The sequence below is a fragment of the Pseudomonas lurida genome (assembly GCF_013522705.1).
In the GTDB taxonomy this organism is placed as follows: Bacteria; Pseudomonadota; Gammaproteobacteria; order Pseudomonadales; family Pseudomonadaceae; genus Aquipseudomonas; species Aquipseudomonas quebecensis.
In genome coordinates this window covers 89019-101817 of the sequence record NZ_JAAMRE010000025.1, presented here as the reverse complement: position 1 = coordinate 101817, position 12799 = coordinate 89019, and the positions used below count along the sequence as shown (strand labels likewise).

Annotated in this window: 14 protein-coding genes; 13 read left to right on the top strand and 1 reads right to left on the bottom strand. The window is 60.5% G+C overall.

Annotated elements, in window-relative coordinates:
• Positions 1-150: 150 nt before the first annotated feature.
• The gene (gene gbcB / locus G7025_RS19520) at positions 151-1251 is read right to left on the bottom strand and encodes a glycine-betaine demethylase subunit GbcB (protein WP_181080731.1); all 1101 of its coding nucleotides are present in this window, start codon (positions 1249-1251) and stop codon (positions 151-153) included.
• 281 nt (positions 1252-1532) lie between these two features.
• Between gbcB and gbcA the strand changes: the two genes are divergently transcribed.
• The 13 genes from gbcA (at position 1533) to G7025_RS19455 (ending at position 12796) form a co-directional block, all read left to right on the top strand.
• Complete coding sequence (gbcA, locus tag G7025_RS19515; RefSeq protein WP_065938190.1) at positions 1533-2828, top strand: glycine-betaine demethylase subunit GbcA; 1296 nt, start codon at positions 1533-1535, stop codon at positions 2826-2828.
• 793 nt (positions 2829-3621) lie between these two features.
• Positions 3622-4116, top strand: coding sequence for a prepilin-type N-terminal cleavage/methylation domain-containing protein (locus G7025_RS19510; protein WP_181080730.1), 495 nt, complete (start codon positions 3622-3624; stop codon positions 4114-4116).
• Positions 4091-4471 (top strand): type II secretion system protein, encoded by a 381-nt coding sequence (locus G7025_RS19505; RefSeq protein ID WP_181080729.1) that lies wholly within the window; start codon positions 4091-4093, stop codon positions 4469-4471. The genes G7025_RS19510 and G7025_RS19505 overlap by 26 nt, the downstream gene beginning before the upstream one ends.
• Positions 4458-4964, top strand: coding sequence for a type II secretion system protein (locus tag G7025_RS19500; RefSeq protein WP_181080728.1), 507 nt, complete (start codon positions 4458-4460; stop codon positions 4962-4964). The genes G7025_RS19505 and G7025_RS19500 overlap by 14 nt, the downstream gene beginning before the upstream one ends.
• Positions 4965-5037: 73 nt before the next feature.
• Positions 5038-6609 (top strand): lytic polysaccharide monooxygenase, encoded by a 1572-nt coding sequence (locus G7025_RS19495; protein ID WP_181080727.1) that lies wholly within the window; start codon positions 5038-5040, stop codon positions 6607-6609.
• 181 nt (positions 6610-6790) lie between these two features.
• Positions 6791-7222, top strand: coding sequence for a type II secretion system major pseudopilin GspG (gene gspG / locus G7025_RS19490; RefSeq protein WP_181080726.1), 432 nt, complete (start codon positions 6791-6793; stop codon positions 7220-7222).
• 1 nt (position 7223) lies between these two features.
• Positions 7224-7688, top strand: a complete 465-nt coding sequence (locus G7025_RS19485) for a transglycosylase SLT domain-containing protein (protein WP_181080725.1) — start codon at positions 7224-7226, stop codon at positions 7686-7688.
• Entirely contained in the window at positions 7685-8869 is a 1185-nt protein-coding gene (locus G7025_RS19480) for a type II secretion system F family protein (protein WP_181080724.1), read from the top strand. The genes G7025_RS19485 and G7025_RS19480 overlap by 4 nt, the downstream gene beginning before the upstream one ends.
• Before the next feature lie 4 nt (positions 8870-8873).
• Positions 8874-10511 (top strand): GspE/PulE family protein, encoded by a 1638-nt coding sequence (locus G7025_RS19475; RefSeq protein WP_181080723.1) that lies wholly within the window; start codon positions 8874-8876, stop codon positions 10509-10511.
• Positions 10492-11217, top strand: coding sequence for a hypothetical protein (locus G7025_RS19470; RefSeq protein WP_181080722.1), 726 nt, complete (start codon positions 10492-10494; stop codon positions 11215-11217). Before G7025_RS19475 ends, G7025_RS19470 begins: the two co-directional genes overlap by 20 nt.
• On the top strand, positions 11214-11768 hold the full coding sequence (locus G7025_RS19465; RefSeq protein WP_181080721.1) for a hypothetical protein: 555 nt from the start codon (positions 11214-11216) through the stop codon (positions 11766-11768). The genes G7025_RS19470 and G7025_RS19465 overlap by 4 nt, the downstream gene beginning before the upstream one ends.
• 6 nt (positions 11769-11774) lie before the next feature.
• Positions 11775-12311: a hypothetical protein gene (locus tag G7025_RS19460; RefSeq protein WP_181080720.1), complete on the top strand. Its 537-nt coding sequence runs from the start codon at positions 11775-11777 to the stop codon at positions 12309-12311.
• Positions 12308-12796 carry a hypothetical protein gene (locus tag G7025_RS19455; protein WP_181080719.1) on the top strand — a complete coding sequence of 163 codons (489 nt, stop codon included), beginning with the start codon at positions 12308-12310 and terminating at the stop codon, positions 12794-12796. Before G7025_RS19460 ends, G7025_RS19455 begins: the two co-directional genes overlap by 4 nt.
• Positions 12797-12799: the final 3 nt, after the last annotated feature.

The following is a 12799-nucleotide window of genomic DNA, read 5'->3' as shown; positions in this document are numbered from 1 at the left end:
CCCAGTGAACCTCGTTCCCACGCTCTGCGTGGGAATGCCTCCCCGGACGCTCCGCGTCCCGGCAAGCACGCAAGATTCGAACCTTGTGCATCTTGTGACGCAGAGCGTCACGGGCTGCATTCCCACGTGGAGCGTGGGAACGATCTATCGTCAGAACTCGATACGCACATCACCCTTCGGCACGCTGCAGCACGACAGGATGTAGCCTTCGGCCTCGTCTTCCTCGGTAATCCCGCCGTTGTGCTCCATCTCTACTTCCCCGCCCAGCTTCATCACCTTGCACGTACCGCAGATACCCATGCCGCAGGCCTTGGGGATCATCAGGCCAAGCTTGGCGGCGGCCGCGTGCACGGTTTCGCCCGGCGCCACGCGGATGCTTTTGCCCGAGGCGATGAACTCCACCTGGTGCAGATCCGCCAGGTCAACTTCCGGCGCGTCGGCAGCTTGTTCAGCTTGCTCCACGGCGTCGGCCCGCGCTTCGGGTGGCGTGGCGCCGAAAGACTCCTCGTGGTAGCGCGTCATGTCGAAACCGGCCGCCTCCAGCAGGCGTTTCACCGCGCTCATGTACGGTGTGGGGCCGCAGCAGAACACTTCGCGCTCGAGGAAGTCTGGCACCATCAACTCAAGCATCTTGTGGTTCAGGTAGCCGCGATACCCGGCCCAGGGCTCGCCCAGGCCATGCTTCTCGCAGATCAGGTGCAGGCTGAAGTTGTCGATCCGCGATGCCATGTGCTCCAGCTCGCGGTGATAAATGATGTCTTTGGGCGAGCGGGCGCTGTGGACAAACGTCATGTCGACATTGGCGTTGGTGTCGTAGAACCAGCGCGCCATCGACATCACCGGCGTGATACCCACACCTCCGCTGAGGTACAGCACCTTCGGGCTCGGGTAATCGATGGCGTTGAACAGCCCGACCGGCCCATGCACTGCCAGCTCCTGGCCTTCATGCAACGTGTCGTGCAGCCAGTTGGACACCTTGCCGCCCGGCACGCGCTTGATGGTCACCGAAAAGCTGTAGGGCACCGACGGCGAGCTGGAGATGGTGTACGAACGCATGATCGGCTGGCCTTCGATTTCCAGCTCCAGGGTCACGAACTGCCCCGGCTTGAAAAAGAACAGGATCGGCTGGTCGGCCATGAAACAAAAGGTGCGCACATCCCAGGTTTCCTGGATGACTTTGACGCAACGGACGATGTGCCGACCATTGGCCCAGGTCTGGGTGGTTACCGGATTCAGGAAATTATTGGACATGTTGTTCTCCACCGCCGACGTCGGCCTTATGGTGGCGATTCTGCGTAACGCGAGAACCGCCCATTTACCTATCTGCGACATTCACATACTTATCGCGACCAGCCCCCATACCACGGGGCTTGCGCGTCGGGATCAGAGTGGGCCATGTCGCTCATGGATAAGGTTCGGCACATCAGCAGCCCCACACTCGCTCCCAACAACGACGCTTTGTTTACGCCTTGCTGCACACCTGATCAGCCACTATTCGCCGGCCACACAGAATGGCCATGAGGACACACACGATGGACGTCACCGCAACCCTGAGCTTGGGCGATCCGCTGGAACCCGCACGCAAGGCCACCGCGCAAATGCTGCAAGAGCGCGAGCGCACGTTTTCGCTGCCGCAGCCGTTCTACTCTGATGAACGGCTGTTCGATATCGACATGCAGGAGATCTTCCAGAAAGAGTGGCTGATCGCCGGCATGACCTGTGAGATTCCCACCAAAGGCAACTACCTGACCCTGCAGGTGGGCAAGAACCCAATCATCGTGATCCGTGGCGCCGAGGGCGTGGTGCATGCGTTCCATAACGTGTGTCGCCACCGTGGCTCGCGCCTGTGCACCAGCGACAAAGGCAAGGTGGCCAAATTGGTCTGCCACTACCACCAGTGGACCTACGAACTGGACGGTCGCCTGCTGTTCGCCGGCACCGAGATGGGCGCCGACTTCGACATGAAGCAGTACGGCCTCAAGCCCGTGAACGTGAAGACCGCCGGCGGCTACATCTTCATCAGCCTGGCCGAGAACCCGCCGGCCATCGATGACTTCCTGTCGACGCTGAACCACTACATGGAACCCTACGACATGGAGAACACCAAGGTGGCGGTGCAGACCACCTTGATGGAAAAGGCCAACTGGAAACTGGTGCTGGAAAACAACCGCGAGTGCTACCACTGCAACGCGTCGCACCCGGAGCTGTTGAAAACCCTGTTGGAATGGGACGACGTCACCGACCCACGCGCCGACCAGGCCTTCAAGGACCACGTGGCCGCTTCCGCTGCCGCCTGGGATGCCGAGAAGATCCCTTATGCCCACGCCAGCTTCGGCCTGCGTAACCGTATCGTGCGCATGCCGCTGCTCAAGGGCACGGTGTCGATGACCCTGGACGGCAAGCAGGGCTGCGCCAAGTTGATGGGCCGCATCAAGAACCCTGATCTGGGCTCGATGCGCATCCTGCACCTGCCGCACTCGTGGAACCACTGCATGGGCGATCACATCATCGTGTTCACGGTGTGGCCGATCAGCGCCCAGGAAACCATGGTGACCACCAAGTGGCTGGTGCATAAGGACGCCGTGGAAGGTGTGGACTACGACGTGGAGCGCATGCGCCAGGTGTGGGACGCCACCAATGATCAGGACCGTCGCCTGGCCGAAGAGAACCAGCGCGGCATCAACTCCACCGCCTACCAGCCGGGGCCTTACTCCAAGACCTATGAGTTCGGCGTGGTGAACTTCGTGGACTGGTACAGCGAGCGCATGCTGAACAACCTCGGCGCAGCCCCAGCCCCTTACCTCAAAGGCGTGGCTGCACACGAATAACCGATACCCATAGCTCAAAAAAACAGATGGGAGGGGCTTACCCCTCCCACATTTGATCCTCACACTGCTCAACATTTGATCATATCCCTCGCAGGCCACTGCCAGCCTGCCCTGCAGCCTTTACCCAACAACTTATCCACAAACCCACCCACAGCAATTGTGGGCAACTGCGCTAGCCGGCCAAAATTAACTGAAGAAAATCCGTGACTTATTCAAGTTGACGGCTCACTCAATCTATTGATCATTTATTAATCACAAGCCTATAAGCCACGTAAGCCGTGACCTGTAGCGGTGCGCAAACACCTTATCCACAGAACCGCCAACAGACTTTGGGGGCAACTTCTACCAGGCTGTGGAAAACCGCGCAAATCCCTCATAAGGCGAGGGTTTCAGCGCTATTCTTTGGTTTAAGCGGCGATTTGATCAATAAACAACCAAACGATTAAGAACCCCGTTTTATAAGGCCTGTAGCGGATAGCGAACATCTTATCCACAGAAGCGCCAACAGACTTTGGGGGCAAGTCCAACCGATGCCTGACCTTTATCCACACGGAAAAGCACCAAAAAACCGTGACTTAGCTTGATCAATTTTCGTACAGGAGCCTGTAGCCCTCGATTGACGAGGCTTGTGGGCACCCAGGAACACCTTATCCACAGCTGCGCTCACAGCGTTTGTGGGTAACTGCATACCTGTACAAAAAACACACTGCATCTACACTCACCTTTGCAGTCAATTCCATGGCCTGGGTTAACGCGGAAGTCCTTGGCAGCCTGATCGGGAGGTAGAACGGTGATGTGGCAGGGCACGCCCAGCCATCACTGCGCCAAAGGTTTTACGCTGATTGAATTACTACTGACGCTGGCCTTGCTGGCCACGCTGGCGACAGTGGCTTATCCGCTGACAGCATTGATGGGTAAACGCGACCGAGAACTCGACTTGCAACGTTCGTTGCGAGAGATACGCCGCGCCATTGATTCCTACAAAGAAGCCAGTGACGACGGACGCATAGAGAAGAGCGTCACCGACAGTGGTTACCCGCCCTCCTTGCGGATATTGGTCGACGGCGTCACCGACAAAACCAACCTGCAGGGCAACAAACTCTATTTTCTGCGGCGCATTCCTCGGGACCCTCTTTGCGAGTGCCCCGAACTTGCGCCGGAAAAGACCTGGCAACTGCGCAGTTACAAGAGCACCGCCGACAACCCACAAGAGGGAGAAGATGTATTCGACGTTTCATCCCGCAGCCCCCGGGAGAGTTTGAATGGAACGTTATACAGCCAGTGGTGAACGCGGTTTTACCTTGATCGAATTGCTGGTGGTGATGGCAATCATCGCCACACTCATGACGCTGGTCACGCCACAATATTTTCGCCAGCACGCCAAGGCCCAGGAGACCGTGCTGCGCCATAACCTCTCCACCATTCGCCAGGCACTGGATCAATACCGTGAAGACCACGGTGAAAACCCCGCCTCCCTGCAAGCCCTGGTGGACCGCCGTTACCTGCGCGAAATCCCCCTGGACCCGCTGACCGGCAAGCGCGACACCTGGCAACTGCAACCCTCCGACGAACAAGGCCTGGGCGACGTACGCAGCGGCGCGCCCGGCACCGCCAATGACGGGAGCGCCTATGCCGACTGGTAAACAGCACCAGCAAGGCTCGGTGTTCATGGGCATGTTGGTGACCGTGGCCGTAGTGGCCGTGATGCTGATGGAAGTGGGCACGCTGTGGTCCAGTGTGCTGCAGCGCGAACGCGAGCTGGAACTGCTGGCGCGCGGCAATGAAATCCGACGGGCCATCGGCTTGTACTATGCGGCCGGCAACACCTTTCCCAAATCACTTGAAGATCTGGTCCTCGACCGCCGCCAACCGACCATCAAGCGCTATCTGCGCCGGGTCTACACCGACCCGCTGACCGGCACCACCGATTGGGGCATTGTCGCGGGTCCGGGCGAAACCATCATGGGCGTATTCAGCCAGGCCGAAGGCACACCGTTCAAGCAAGGCAACTTTTCTGTCATTAACCAACGTTTTACAGGGCAAGGCAGTTATCAAGGGTGGGTGTTTCTGTATGGCTCTGTACAGAGTAACCCTGCAACCCGCACCGCTCCCGTGGGAGATCAGCTGACTCAATGACTTAACGACGTAAACACACTGATCGTTCCAGCAGTTCGGAACTTGTTTATCTGAATTGAAGGTGGACTAGAGCATGAATAATTTACAGAGCTACGCGAGAGACTTATTCAAGTGGGTCCTGGCAGCGGTGTTATTGGCACCCGCAGCAGGATGGGGGCATGGGGCTGTCGAAACGCCTCCATCCCGTGCTTTGAACTGTTACGTAACGGGAGGACACTGGGGCTCTGCTAATGGCTCATCTATTAAAGATGAAGGCTGTCGAGAGGCTTTTACAAAAACATTCAATTCCACCAATGACTGGGCAATTGCCGCCGATCAATGGCACGAGGTTGCGAAGATTCCGGAGATCAACCATCCGACGTTGGATCAGATCAAGGCCATTATTCCGGACGGCCACATATGCGCAGCAAATGATCCGAAAAAAGCCAGCTTGGATTACCCCACTCCGTTATGGACAAAGTACAAGGAAAATGTAGTGCCAGGTCAATCACTGGCTATACGCCTTGTTGGCACAATTCTTCATGTGCCCAGCACGTTTTATGCGTTTATAACCAGGCCTGGTTTTAACAGCGCGACTGACGTATTGAAATGGAGTGATTTAATCGCCTTGGGGGGACCCGAAAGACTCGAAAAGGCGTACACCAATTGGAACCCACCCGCCTTGCTCCCCGGGCTTGCAGGTTTTTATGTGATCAATCGGACTATCCCCAGCAACGCATCGGGTAATGGATTGGTGGTAGGAATATGGGTCAGGGATGATCCAAATGGCGAGTTCTTCATTTCTTGTTCAGATGTAAGGTTCCAAAGTGGCGGTGTTCCGGACCCGCTGACAAATATCGGCCCTTACATCGGTCCCGATATGCAATCGCTCAAAGTCGGCGACTCCGTCCACTTCCGGATCTTTGGGGTCGATGCCAAAGGAACGGAATTGGTGGATATCACCCAGAAAATCCGAACCGATAATTTGGCACCGGCCAAATGGGGACTGGAAATAGCCAACCAGGTCCCCCCTGCCATTGCCAAAATCGGCGTAAAAGCCAATGGTACGGTTACGTTCAACTCTGCTAACCCGCAGGCCAATGCAACCTATGCCACTAACCCGCATTACAAACAGGTGATGTCGATCATTACCGGCGGCGGTGAAACCCCTGATGAACGCCCTCCTACTGCCAACTTCCAAGGCCCAACCGAAGCCAAAGAAGGTGAAACCGTCACATTCGACGGCAGAAGCTCAGTCGGACACAACGGTCCTCTTACGTATATATGGTCCACAAACGCTTCGGACCATGCTTCGCCCCCACCCAACCACCAGAGCACCTTTTCCTTCAAGGTGGGCCCGTATGTCGATCCCGTTCCGGGCGCTCCGCAGCCTAACTACATCATTAAATTAGGCGTTTATGACGCGCAAAATCGGAAAAACGGCCAGAAGGAAACGACCTTCGTGATTAAAAAGGCTGGGGACAATGACGGCTTCCCTCAGTGGATACGAGATGGCGGCTACAACAGCGGCTCACAAGTCTCCAACCATGGAGTGAAGTATCGGTGCAAGCAGGGATCAGCAGGCGCATGGTGCGGGCAGAATGAAAATGAACCCGGCAAACCCGGCTCCACTTTCTGGCAGCGCGCATGGGATGTTGTTCCTTGAGTCGCTGGCATATGCGCTGACTTGATAACAGCAAGTGCCAAACGTTATAGGGCGCCTTACGGCGCCTTATATCGCGCACCGCTACAATTGGAAGCAGTAATGGTTATAACGCAGTCCTACCGGCGGTGCCCGCTTCCCAAACGGGCCGGCAGAGAGTTACTCCCAACCGTCAAGGATTGCCATGCGCGCACGCACGCTTATCGCCCCGCCTCAGGGCGGCTTTACGTTACTTGAACTGCTGGTCGTCCTGCTGATCATCGCCCTGCTCGCCGGCTACGTCGGCCCGAAGATGTTCGACCGCCTTGAACTCGCCAAGGTGCAAACCGCCCAGGGCCAGATGAAGTCCCTCGCCGATGCCTTGAACCAGTACCGTCTGGACAATGGCAACTACCCCGACGAAACCCTCGGCCTGAATGCGTTGACCACGCGGCCCGCCAATGCGGGCAATTGGCAGGGGCCGTATTTGAAAACGTTACCCCCAGACCCTTGGGGCAACGCTTATCTCTACAAGAACCCCGGCACCCCGCCCAACGATGCGGAAATCATCTCGCTGGGCCGCGACGGTAAGGCCGGCGGTGTGAACACCTACGCCGACATTGTGTACGGTCTGTGACATGCGCACGCTGCGGCTGGTCCTGACGCTCCTGTGCCTCACGGGTACAGCCCAGGCCAACTGCTGGCAACTGGCAGCCAGCCGCTACCACGTCGACCCACTGCTGCTGTATGCCATTGCCAAGGTCGAGTCCGGCCTCAACCCTGACGCGCGCAATATCAACACCGACGGCAGCCAGGATATCGGCCTGATGCAAATCAACAGCCGCCATTTGCCCGCGCTGGCCGCGTTCGGCATCACCGAACGGCACCTGCTCCAGCAACCCTGCACCAGCGTGATGGTCGGCGCGTGGATCCTCGCCGGTTTCATCCGCGAAAAAGGTTATGGCTGGCAGGCCGTGGGCGCTTACAACGCAGGCGCCAAGCCGGAGCGTGAAGCGCGGCGTACACGCTACGCTCGCGCCGTGTGGCGTTATTACGGCGAGCTGCTGCAGCAGCGCCAGCAACTGGCCAGGCAAACGCCATGATCGACATCGACGCGCGCATCATCCGCGATGGCCACTTGCAGTCCCTGCATCTGCAAGCCACCGACCTGGCCCAGGCGCGCCGGCAATTGCAGGCCGACGGCGCCCAGGTCATCTCGTTGAAAGCCCGTCGCCAACTCAAATTACCGAGCCGGCGGTCCAGGTTCGCCCTTGGCTTGTTCATCCAGGAATTGGTGGTGCTGCTCGACGCCGGCCTGGTGCTGGTGGAAGCCGTGGAAACCCTGCGCGACAAGGCACCGCCTGGCATCAACCGGCAAGTGCTGAGCGACCTGCTGGCGTCGATGTATGAGGGCAACTCGTTATCCAAAGCGCTGCAGCTCAAGCCGCAGACGTTCCCGTCGCTGTTGATCGCCACCGTGGCGTCCTCCGAGCACAGCGGCCAATTGGCCGTGGCCCTGCGCCGCTACCATCATTTTGAAGCGCACTTGGAAAGCGTGAAAAAACGCGTCAGCGGCGCCCTGATGTACCCCGTGGTGGTGCTCAGCGTGGGTGCGTTGATCCTGCTGTTTCTGCTGTTCTTCGTGATCCCGCGCTTCGCTTCGGTGTTCGACGCGGTCAACGACCTGCCTGCCACCGCGCGTTTGATGGTGTGGTGGGGCGCGCTGGTGGAGGCGCGCGGCATGGAGTTACTGATCGGCCTGGTGCTGGCAATCGTCGCGCTGGTGCTGCTGTTTCGCAGTGCCGCGTTCAAACGTCGCGCGGCCGAGCTGTTCTGGAAGATTCCCAGCCTGGGCGCCCAGCGCACGCTGTTTGTACTCGCGCGGTTTTATCGCACCGCCGGCATGCTGTTGATGGGCGGAATGCCGGTGGTCACAGCGGTGGAACTGTCCGGTGCCCTGCTGCCTGTGGAACGCCAGGCAGCCCTGCGCCAAGCCATGATCGATATTCAGTCCGGTCAGCCGCTGTCCACGTCATTGGCTCGTCACCTACTGACCACCGCCGTCGCCGAACGCCTGCTGCGGGTCGGTGAACAAAGCGGCGAATTGGCGGCCATGTGCGAGCGCATCGCGCAGTTTCACGATGAGGCGCTGGAGCGCGCCATCGAGCTGTTCAGCAAGGTCTTCGAGCCGGTGTTGATGCTGGTGGTGGGCGGGCTGATTGGCCTGATCGTGTTCATGTTGTACATGCCGATCTTTGAACTGGCGGGCTCCATTCAGGGGTAGTGCGATGAGCGAACAGACACGGCAATGGCAGGCTCTCGCAGAGCAACGCGGGTTGAGCGTATCCAATTACCTGCTGGAGGTGCTGCACACAGCGCCCGAACAGCTGGCGACGATCGCCCATACCTTGGGAATGCTCGCCATTGCCGCGGAAAATCTCGATGAACACTGGCGCTTTGACCTGCTGCCATTGCCTCAGGCACTGGTGCATAACGTGCTGCCCCTGGACCACGAGGGCCAGCCGTGCCTGGTACTGGGCGACCCCTTCACCCTGACCAGCCGACACTGGCTGCAGTCCTCCAGCACCTTGCGCCAATTGCCCCTGGCCATGAGCCTGCCCGGCGCCGTCAAGACCCGGTTGACCAAGGCCGAAGCCAGCCAGCGGGTGATGCAGCCGTTTGGCGCAGACGACCCCGACGCACCGATCAGCCAGGCCGCCCAGGAAATTTCCCTGAGCAGCATCGCCCGCGACGACAACCCAGTGGTGCGTCTGGTCAACTCCATGCTGTTCGACGCGCTGCAAAGCCGCGCCAGCGATATCCATGTGGAAACCAGTCCCGCCGGCCTGGTGATCAAGTACCGCATCGACGGCGTATTGCAGCAGATGGGCCAGGCCAGCGGCCTGGACATGGCCGAGCAGGCGCTGTCGCGGATCAAGGTGCTGTCGGAGCTGGATATCGGCGAGCGGCGGGTGCCCCAGGACGGGCGCTTCAAAATGAAGATCCAGAGCCGCGAAGTGGATTTTCGCGTGTCGATCATGCCCAGCATTCATGGCGAAGACGCGGTGTTGCGCATCCTCGACAAATCCCAGCGCGGCGAATCCCTGAGCCTGGAGATCCTGGGCCTGGCCGCCGACACTATCGCGCGCATTCGCGTCCTGGCCAGCGAGCCCTACGGCATGCTGCTGGTCACCGGCCCCACCGGCAGCGGCAAATCCACCACGCTGTATGCCGCCTTGTCGGAGACCAATACCGGCGAGAAAAAAATCATCACCATCGAAGACCCGGTGGAATACGAACTGCCCGGCGTGCTGCAGATCCCGGTCAACGACAAGAAGGGCCTGACCTTCGCCCGCGGCCTGCGCTCGATCCTGCGGCATGACCCGGACACGATCCTGGTGGGCGAAATTCGCGACGGTGAAACCGCCGGCATTGCGGTGCAGGCCGCTCTGACCGGGCACCTGGTGATGTCGTCGGTGCATGCCAACAGCGCGTTCAGCGTGTTGGAGCGTTTTACCTACATGGACGTCGACCCGGCGAGTTTCGTCGAAGCGCTCAACGGCGTGGTCGCCCAACGCCTGGTGCGACGCGTCTGCCCGGACTGCGCCGAGGAGGCCGCGCCCGACGCGAACATTGCCCGCCTCGCCCAACTGCCCGAGGCTCAGTTGAACCAGGGTCATTACCGCGTGGGCAAGGGGTGCGAGGCCTGTCGCCACACCGGCTATCGCGGCCGGCTCGCATTGGCCGAAGTATTGACCCTGACCGACCGCATCAAGGAAGGCCTGCTCAACCGCAGCTCCGCCTCCACCCTGCGTGAACTGGCGCGTGAAGCCGGCCATGTGTTCATCCGCGACATTGCCCTGGCCCATGCGGCTCAGGGCGACACCACGCTCAAGGAGGTCCACCGTGTCATTTCCCTTTATTGAGCACGTGGTGTGGCTGCACAGCGACGCCGCCGAATGGGCCGCGCGGGCCCGCTGGCGCGGCGCGCCCATCTGCCACGCGCAACGCCGGGGCGCGCCGCTGGCCGCCTGTGCCGAACTGCTGGAGCTGGCGCCACGCGGGCGCGTGAAGTTTCTCGACCGTGCCACGGTGCTGCTGGGTTTTCCCCATGTGCATTACCTGATGCTGCCCTGGCACCCCGAGCTGTACAGCGCACAGGACTGGCAAGGCTTCGCCGAGGCGACGTTCGGCCAGCAGGCCAATATCGATGCCGAGCGCTGGCAGGTGCAGGTCGCCGATAGCCCTTTCGGTCAACCGCGCCTGGCGGTCGCCACGCCACGGGATGTGCTGCAGGACCTGCGCGAGCTGTTCACGCTCAACCGCTTGCCGCTGGTGACCTGCGCGCCCGTGCTGACGGCAGTCGCCCGGCAGTACTGGCGGCACCTGCCCGACGATTGCGTGGTAGCCGTGCCCGAGGCCGGCAGCCTCAGTTGTCTGTACCGACACCACGGCATGATCGATCAGGTGTGCGTGATCCCCACCCTGCCCGGCAGCACCTTGAACGACAACCTGTTCACCGCCGACCTGCTGGTAGAACGACATGCCTCGGCTACGCGGGTTGTCAGCAACGCCCCGGTGGACAATCGCCTGGGGCCCGTGCATCCGTGGCTGGAGGAGTCGCCGTCATGAAATCCAGGCTCGCGGGTGTCTGGCAACACCTGCGCGCGCCCCGTGCGCCCAGCGTTGATTTTCAACGCCCCACCCCCACCCATCGTGCCCTGGTAGCCGGGTTGTGGCTGGTCGCAGGTCTGTTGCTGTCAAGCACCTGGCACCACTGGCAGCGCATGGTGCAGCAGCAGCAACAGACCGATGTGCTGGAGCAGCAATTTATTCAACTCACCCGCCGCCAGGAGCAGCTGATCCAGGCCGCCATCCGTTTGTCACCCCAGCAAAAACAGCAGCTGGCGAGCTTTGCCCGGCAAAAGATCACGCCGTTTGCCCTGATGGATGGCGTGGCGCGGGCCTGGTCCAAGGAAATCGCCCTGACCCGCGTGGAGGTCAACACCCAGGCCCAGGTCGTGCACCTGGACCTGGAAGCCAAGCAACTGGGGGATGCGTTTCGCTTCGTGGACCGGCTCAAGGCCCAGCCAGGGGTGCAGGTGAACCTGCAACAAAGCGCACTGAAGACCCAAGACCCGCAGCATCCGGTGCAGGTCAAACTCACCGTTGGCGCGGGGTAGCCGCCCATGGATGCCCTCACTCGCCACTTGCCGCGCCTGCGTTGGTACCTGCTGCAAACGCGCCAGCGCCTGGGCTTCTGGGGCCTGCTGGCCGTGGGGGTAATGGCAGCGACGCTGCTGATTGAGGTGGCGGTGATTCAGCCGGCAAGCAGCGCCGACAGCCAGCGACGCCAGGCGCTGCAAGCGGGTATCGACGAACAGCCCCAGGCGGTTCAGGTAACTGAACCGGCGGCGGTCGAGGCATTACCCACGGCACACGATTTTGCCCCGCGCCTGGAAAAACTGCTGGGCCTCCTGAGCCAGCGCGGTTTCATCATTGAGCAAACCACCCTGGCCTACTCCACGCCGGGGGATACCGGATTGCAGCGCCTGGATGCGCAGGTCCCTCTTTCCGGCCCCTACTTTCTCCTGCGCGAAGCCTTGACGGATATCGCCAAGGAGCCGGCGGTGCGCATCGAAAACCTGACCCTGGAGCGCAAGGACATCGCCAGCGGCCTACTCATCATCGACCTTAAAATCAGCGTCCTGGGGGTGGTGGAATGAAGCTGCCGGTGTACCTGCGCCTCCTCCTGCTGCTGACGTTGATCGGTTGCGCCTGGCTGCTCTGGCAGGACGAACCCGCACCTCCCGACCACGCTGCGGCCCCTGTCACCGCCACACCGGCGCCGACTGGACCGGCGCCCGCCGCCATTGCCGAAACGCCCCTGGCGAAGATCGATCTGTTCCCTGTACAAACCTGGACGCCACCGCCTGCTCCCGCGCCGGTGGTTAACACAGCGCCCACGCCGCCGGCGCTGCCCTTCACGGTCAGCGCGCAATGGCGCTACGAGAACCAGGCGAACATCGTCGTGCTCAGCGGCAATGGCAAACAGTACACCCTGTGCAACCGATGCTCGGTGCCCGGGCGCATCGTGCCCGGCAAGATGCTGGACGCCCACTACCGCTTGGACAAACTCACCGACACCGCCGTGGTGCTGACCTACCTGCCGTTGAAGCAGGTCAGCACCCTGCGCCTGGACAAGCACTGACCC

Coding starts and splice junctions, on each gene's coding strand:
- gbcA (WP_065938190.1), top strand. CDS start 1,533: ATGGACGTCACCGCAACCCTGAGCTTGGGCGATCCGCTGGAACCCGCA.
- G7025_RS19465 (WP_181080721.1), top strand. CDS start 11,214: ATGAAATCCAGGCTCGCGGGTGTCTGGCAACACCTGCGCGCGCCCCGT.
- G7025_RS19495 (WP_181080727.1), top strand. CDS start 5,038: ATGAATAATTTACAGAGCTACGCGAGAGACTTATTCAAGTGGGTCCTG.
- G7025_RS19485 (WP_181080725.1), top strand. CDS start 7,224: ATGCGCACGCTGCGGCTGGTCCTGACGCTCCTGTGCCTCACGGGTACA.
- G7025_RS19505 (WP_181080729.1), top strand. CDS start 4,091: ATGGAACGTTATACAGCCAGTGGTGAACGCGGTTTTACCTTGATCGAA.
- G7025_RS19475 (WP_181080723.1), top strand. CDS start 8,874: ATGAGCGAACAGACACGGCAATGGCAGGCTCTCGCAGAGCAACGCGGG.
- G7025_RS19455 (WP_181080719.1), top strand. CDS start 12,308: ATGAAGCTGCCGGTGTACCTGCGCCTCCTCCTGCTGCTGACGTTGATC.
- G7025_RS19510 (WP_181080730.1), top strand. CDS start 3,622: ATGTGGCAGGGCACGCCCAGCCATCACTGCGCCAAAGGTTTTACGCTG.
- gspG (WP_181080726.1), top strand. CDS start 6,791: ATGCGCGCACGCACGCTTATCGCCCCGCCTCAGGGCGGCTTTACGTTA.
- gbcB (WP_181080731.1), bottom strand. CDS start 1,251: ATGTCCAATAATTTCCTGAATCCGGTAACCACCCAGACCTGGGCCAAT.
- G7025_RS19480 (WP_181080724.1), top strand. CDS start 7,685: ATGATCGACATCGACGCGCGCATCATCCGCGATGGCCACTTGCAGTCC.
- G7025_RS19460 (WP_181080720.1), top strand. CDS start 11,775: ATGGATGCCCTCACTCGCCACTTGCCGCGCCTGCGTTGGTACCTGCTG.
- G7025_RS19500 (WP_181080728.1), top strand. CDS start 4,458: ATGCCGACTGGTAAACAGCACCAGCAAGGCTCGGTGTTCATGGGCATG.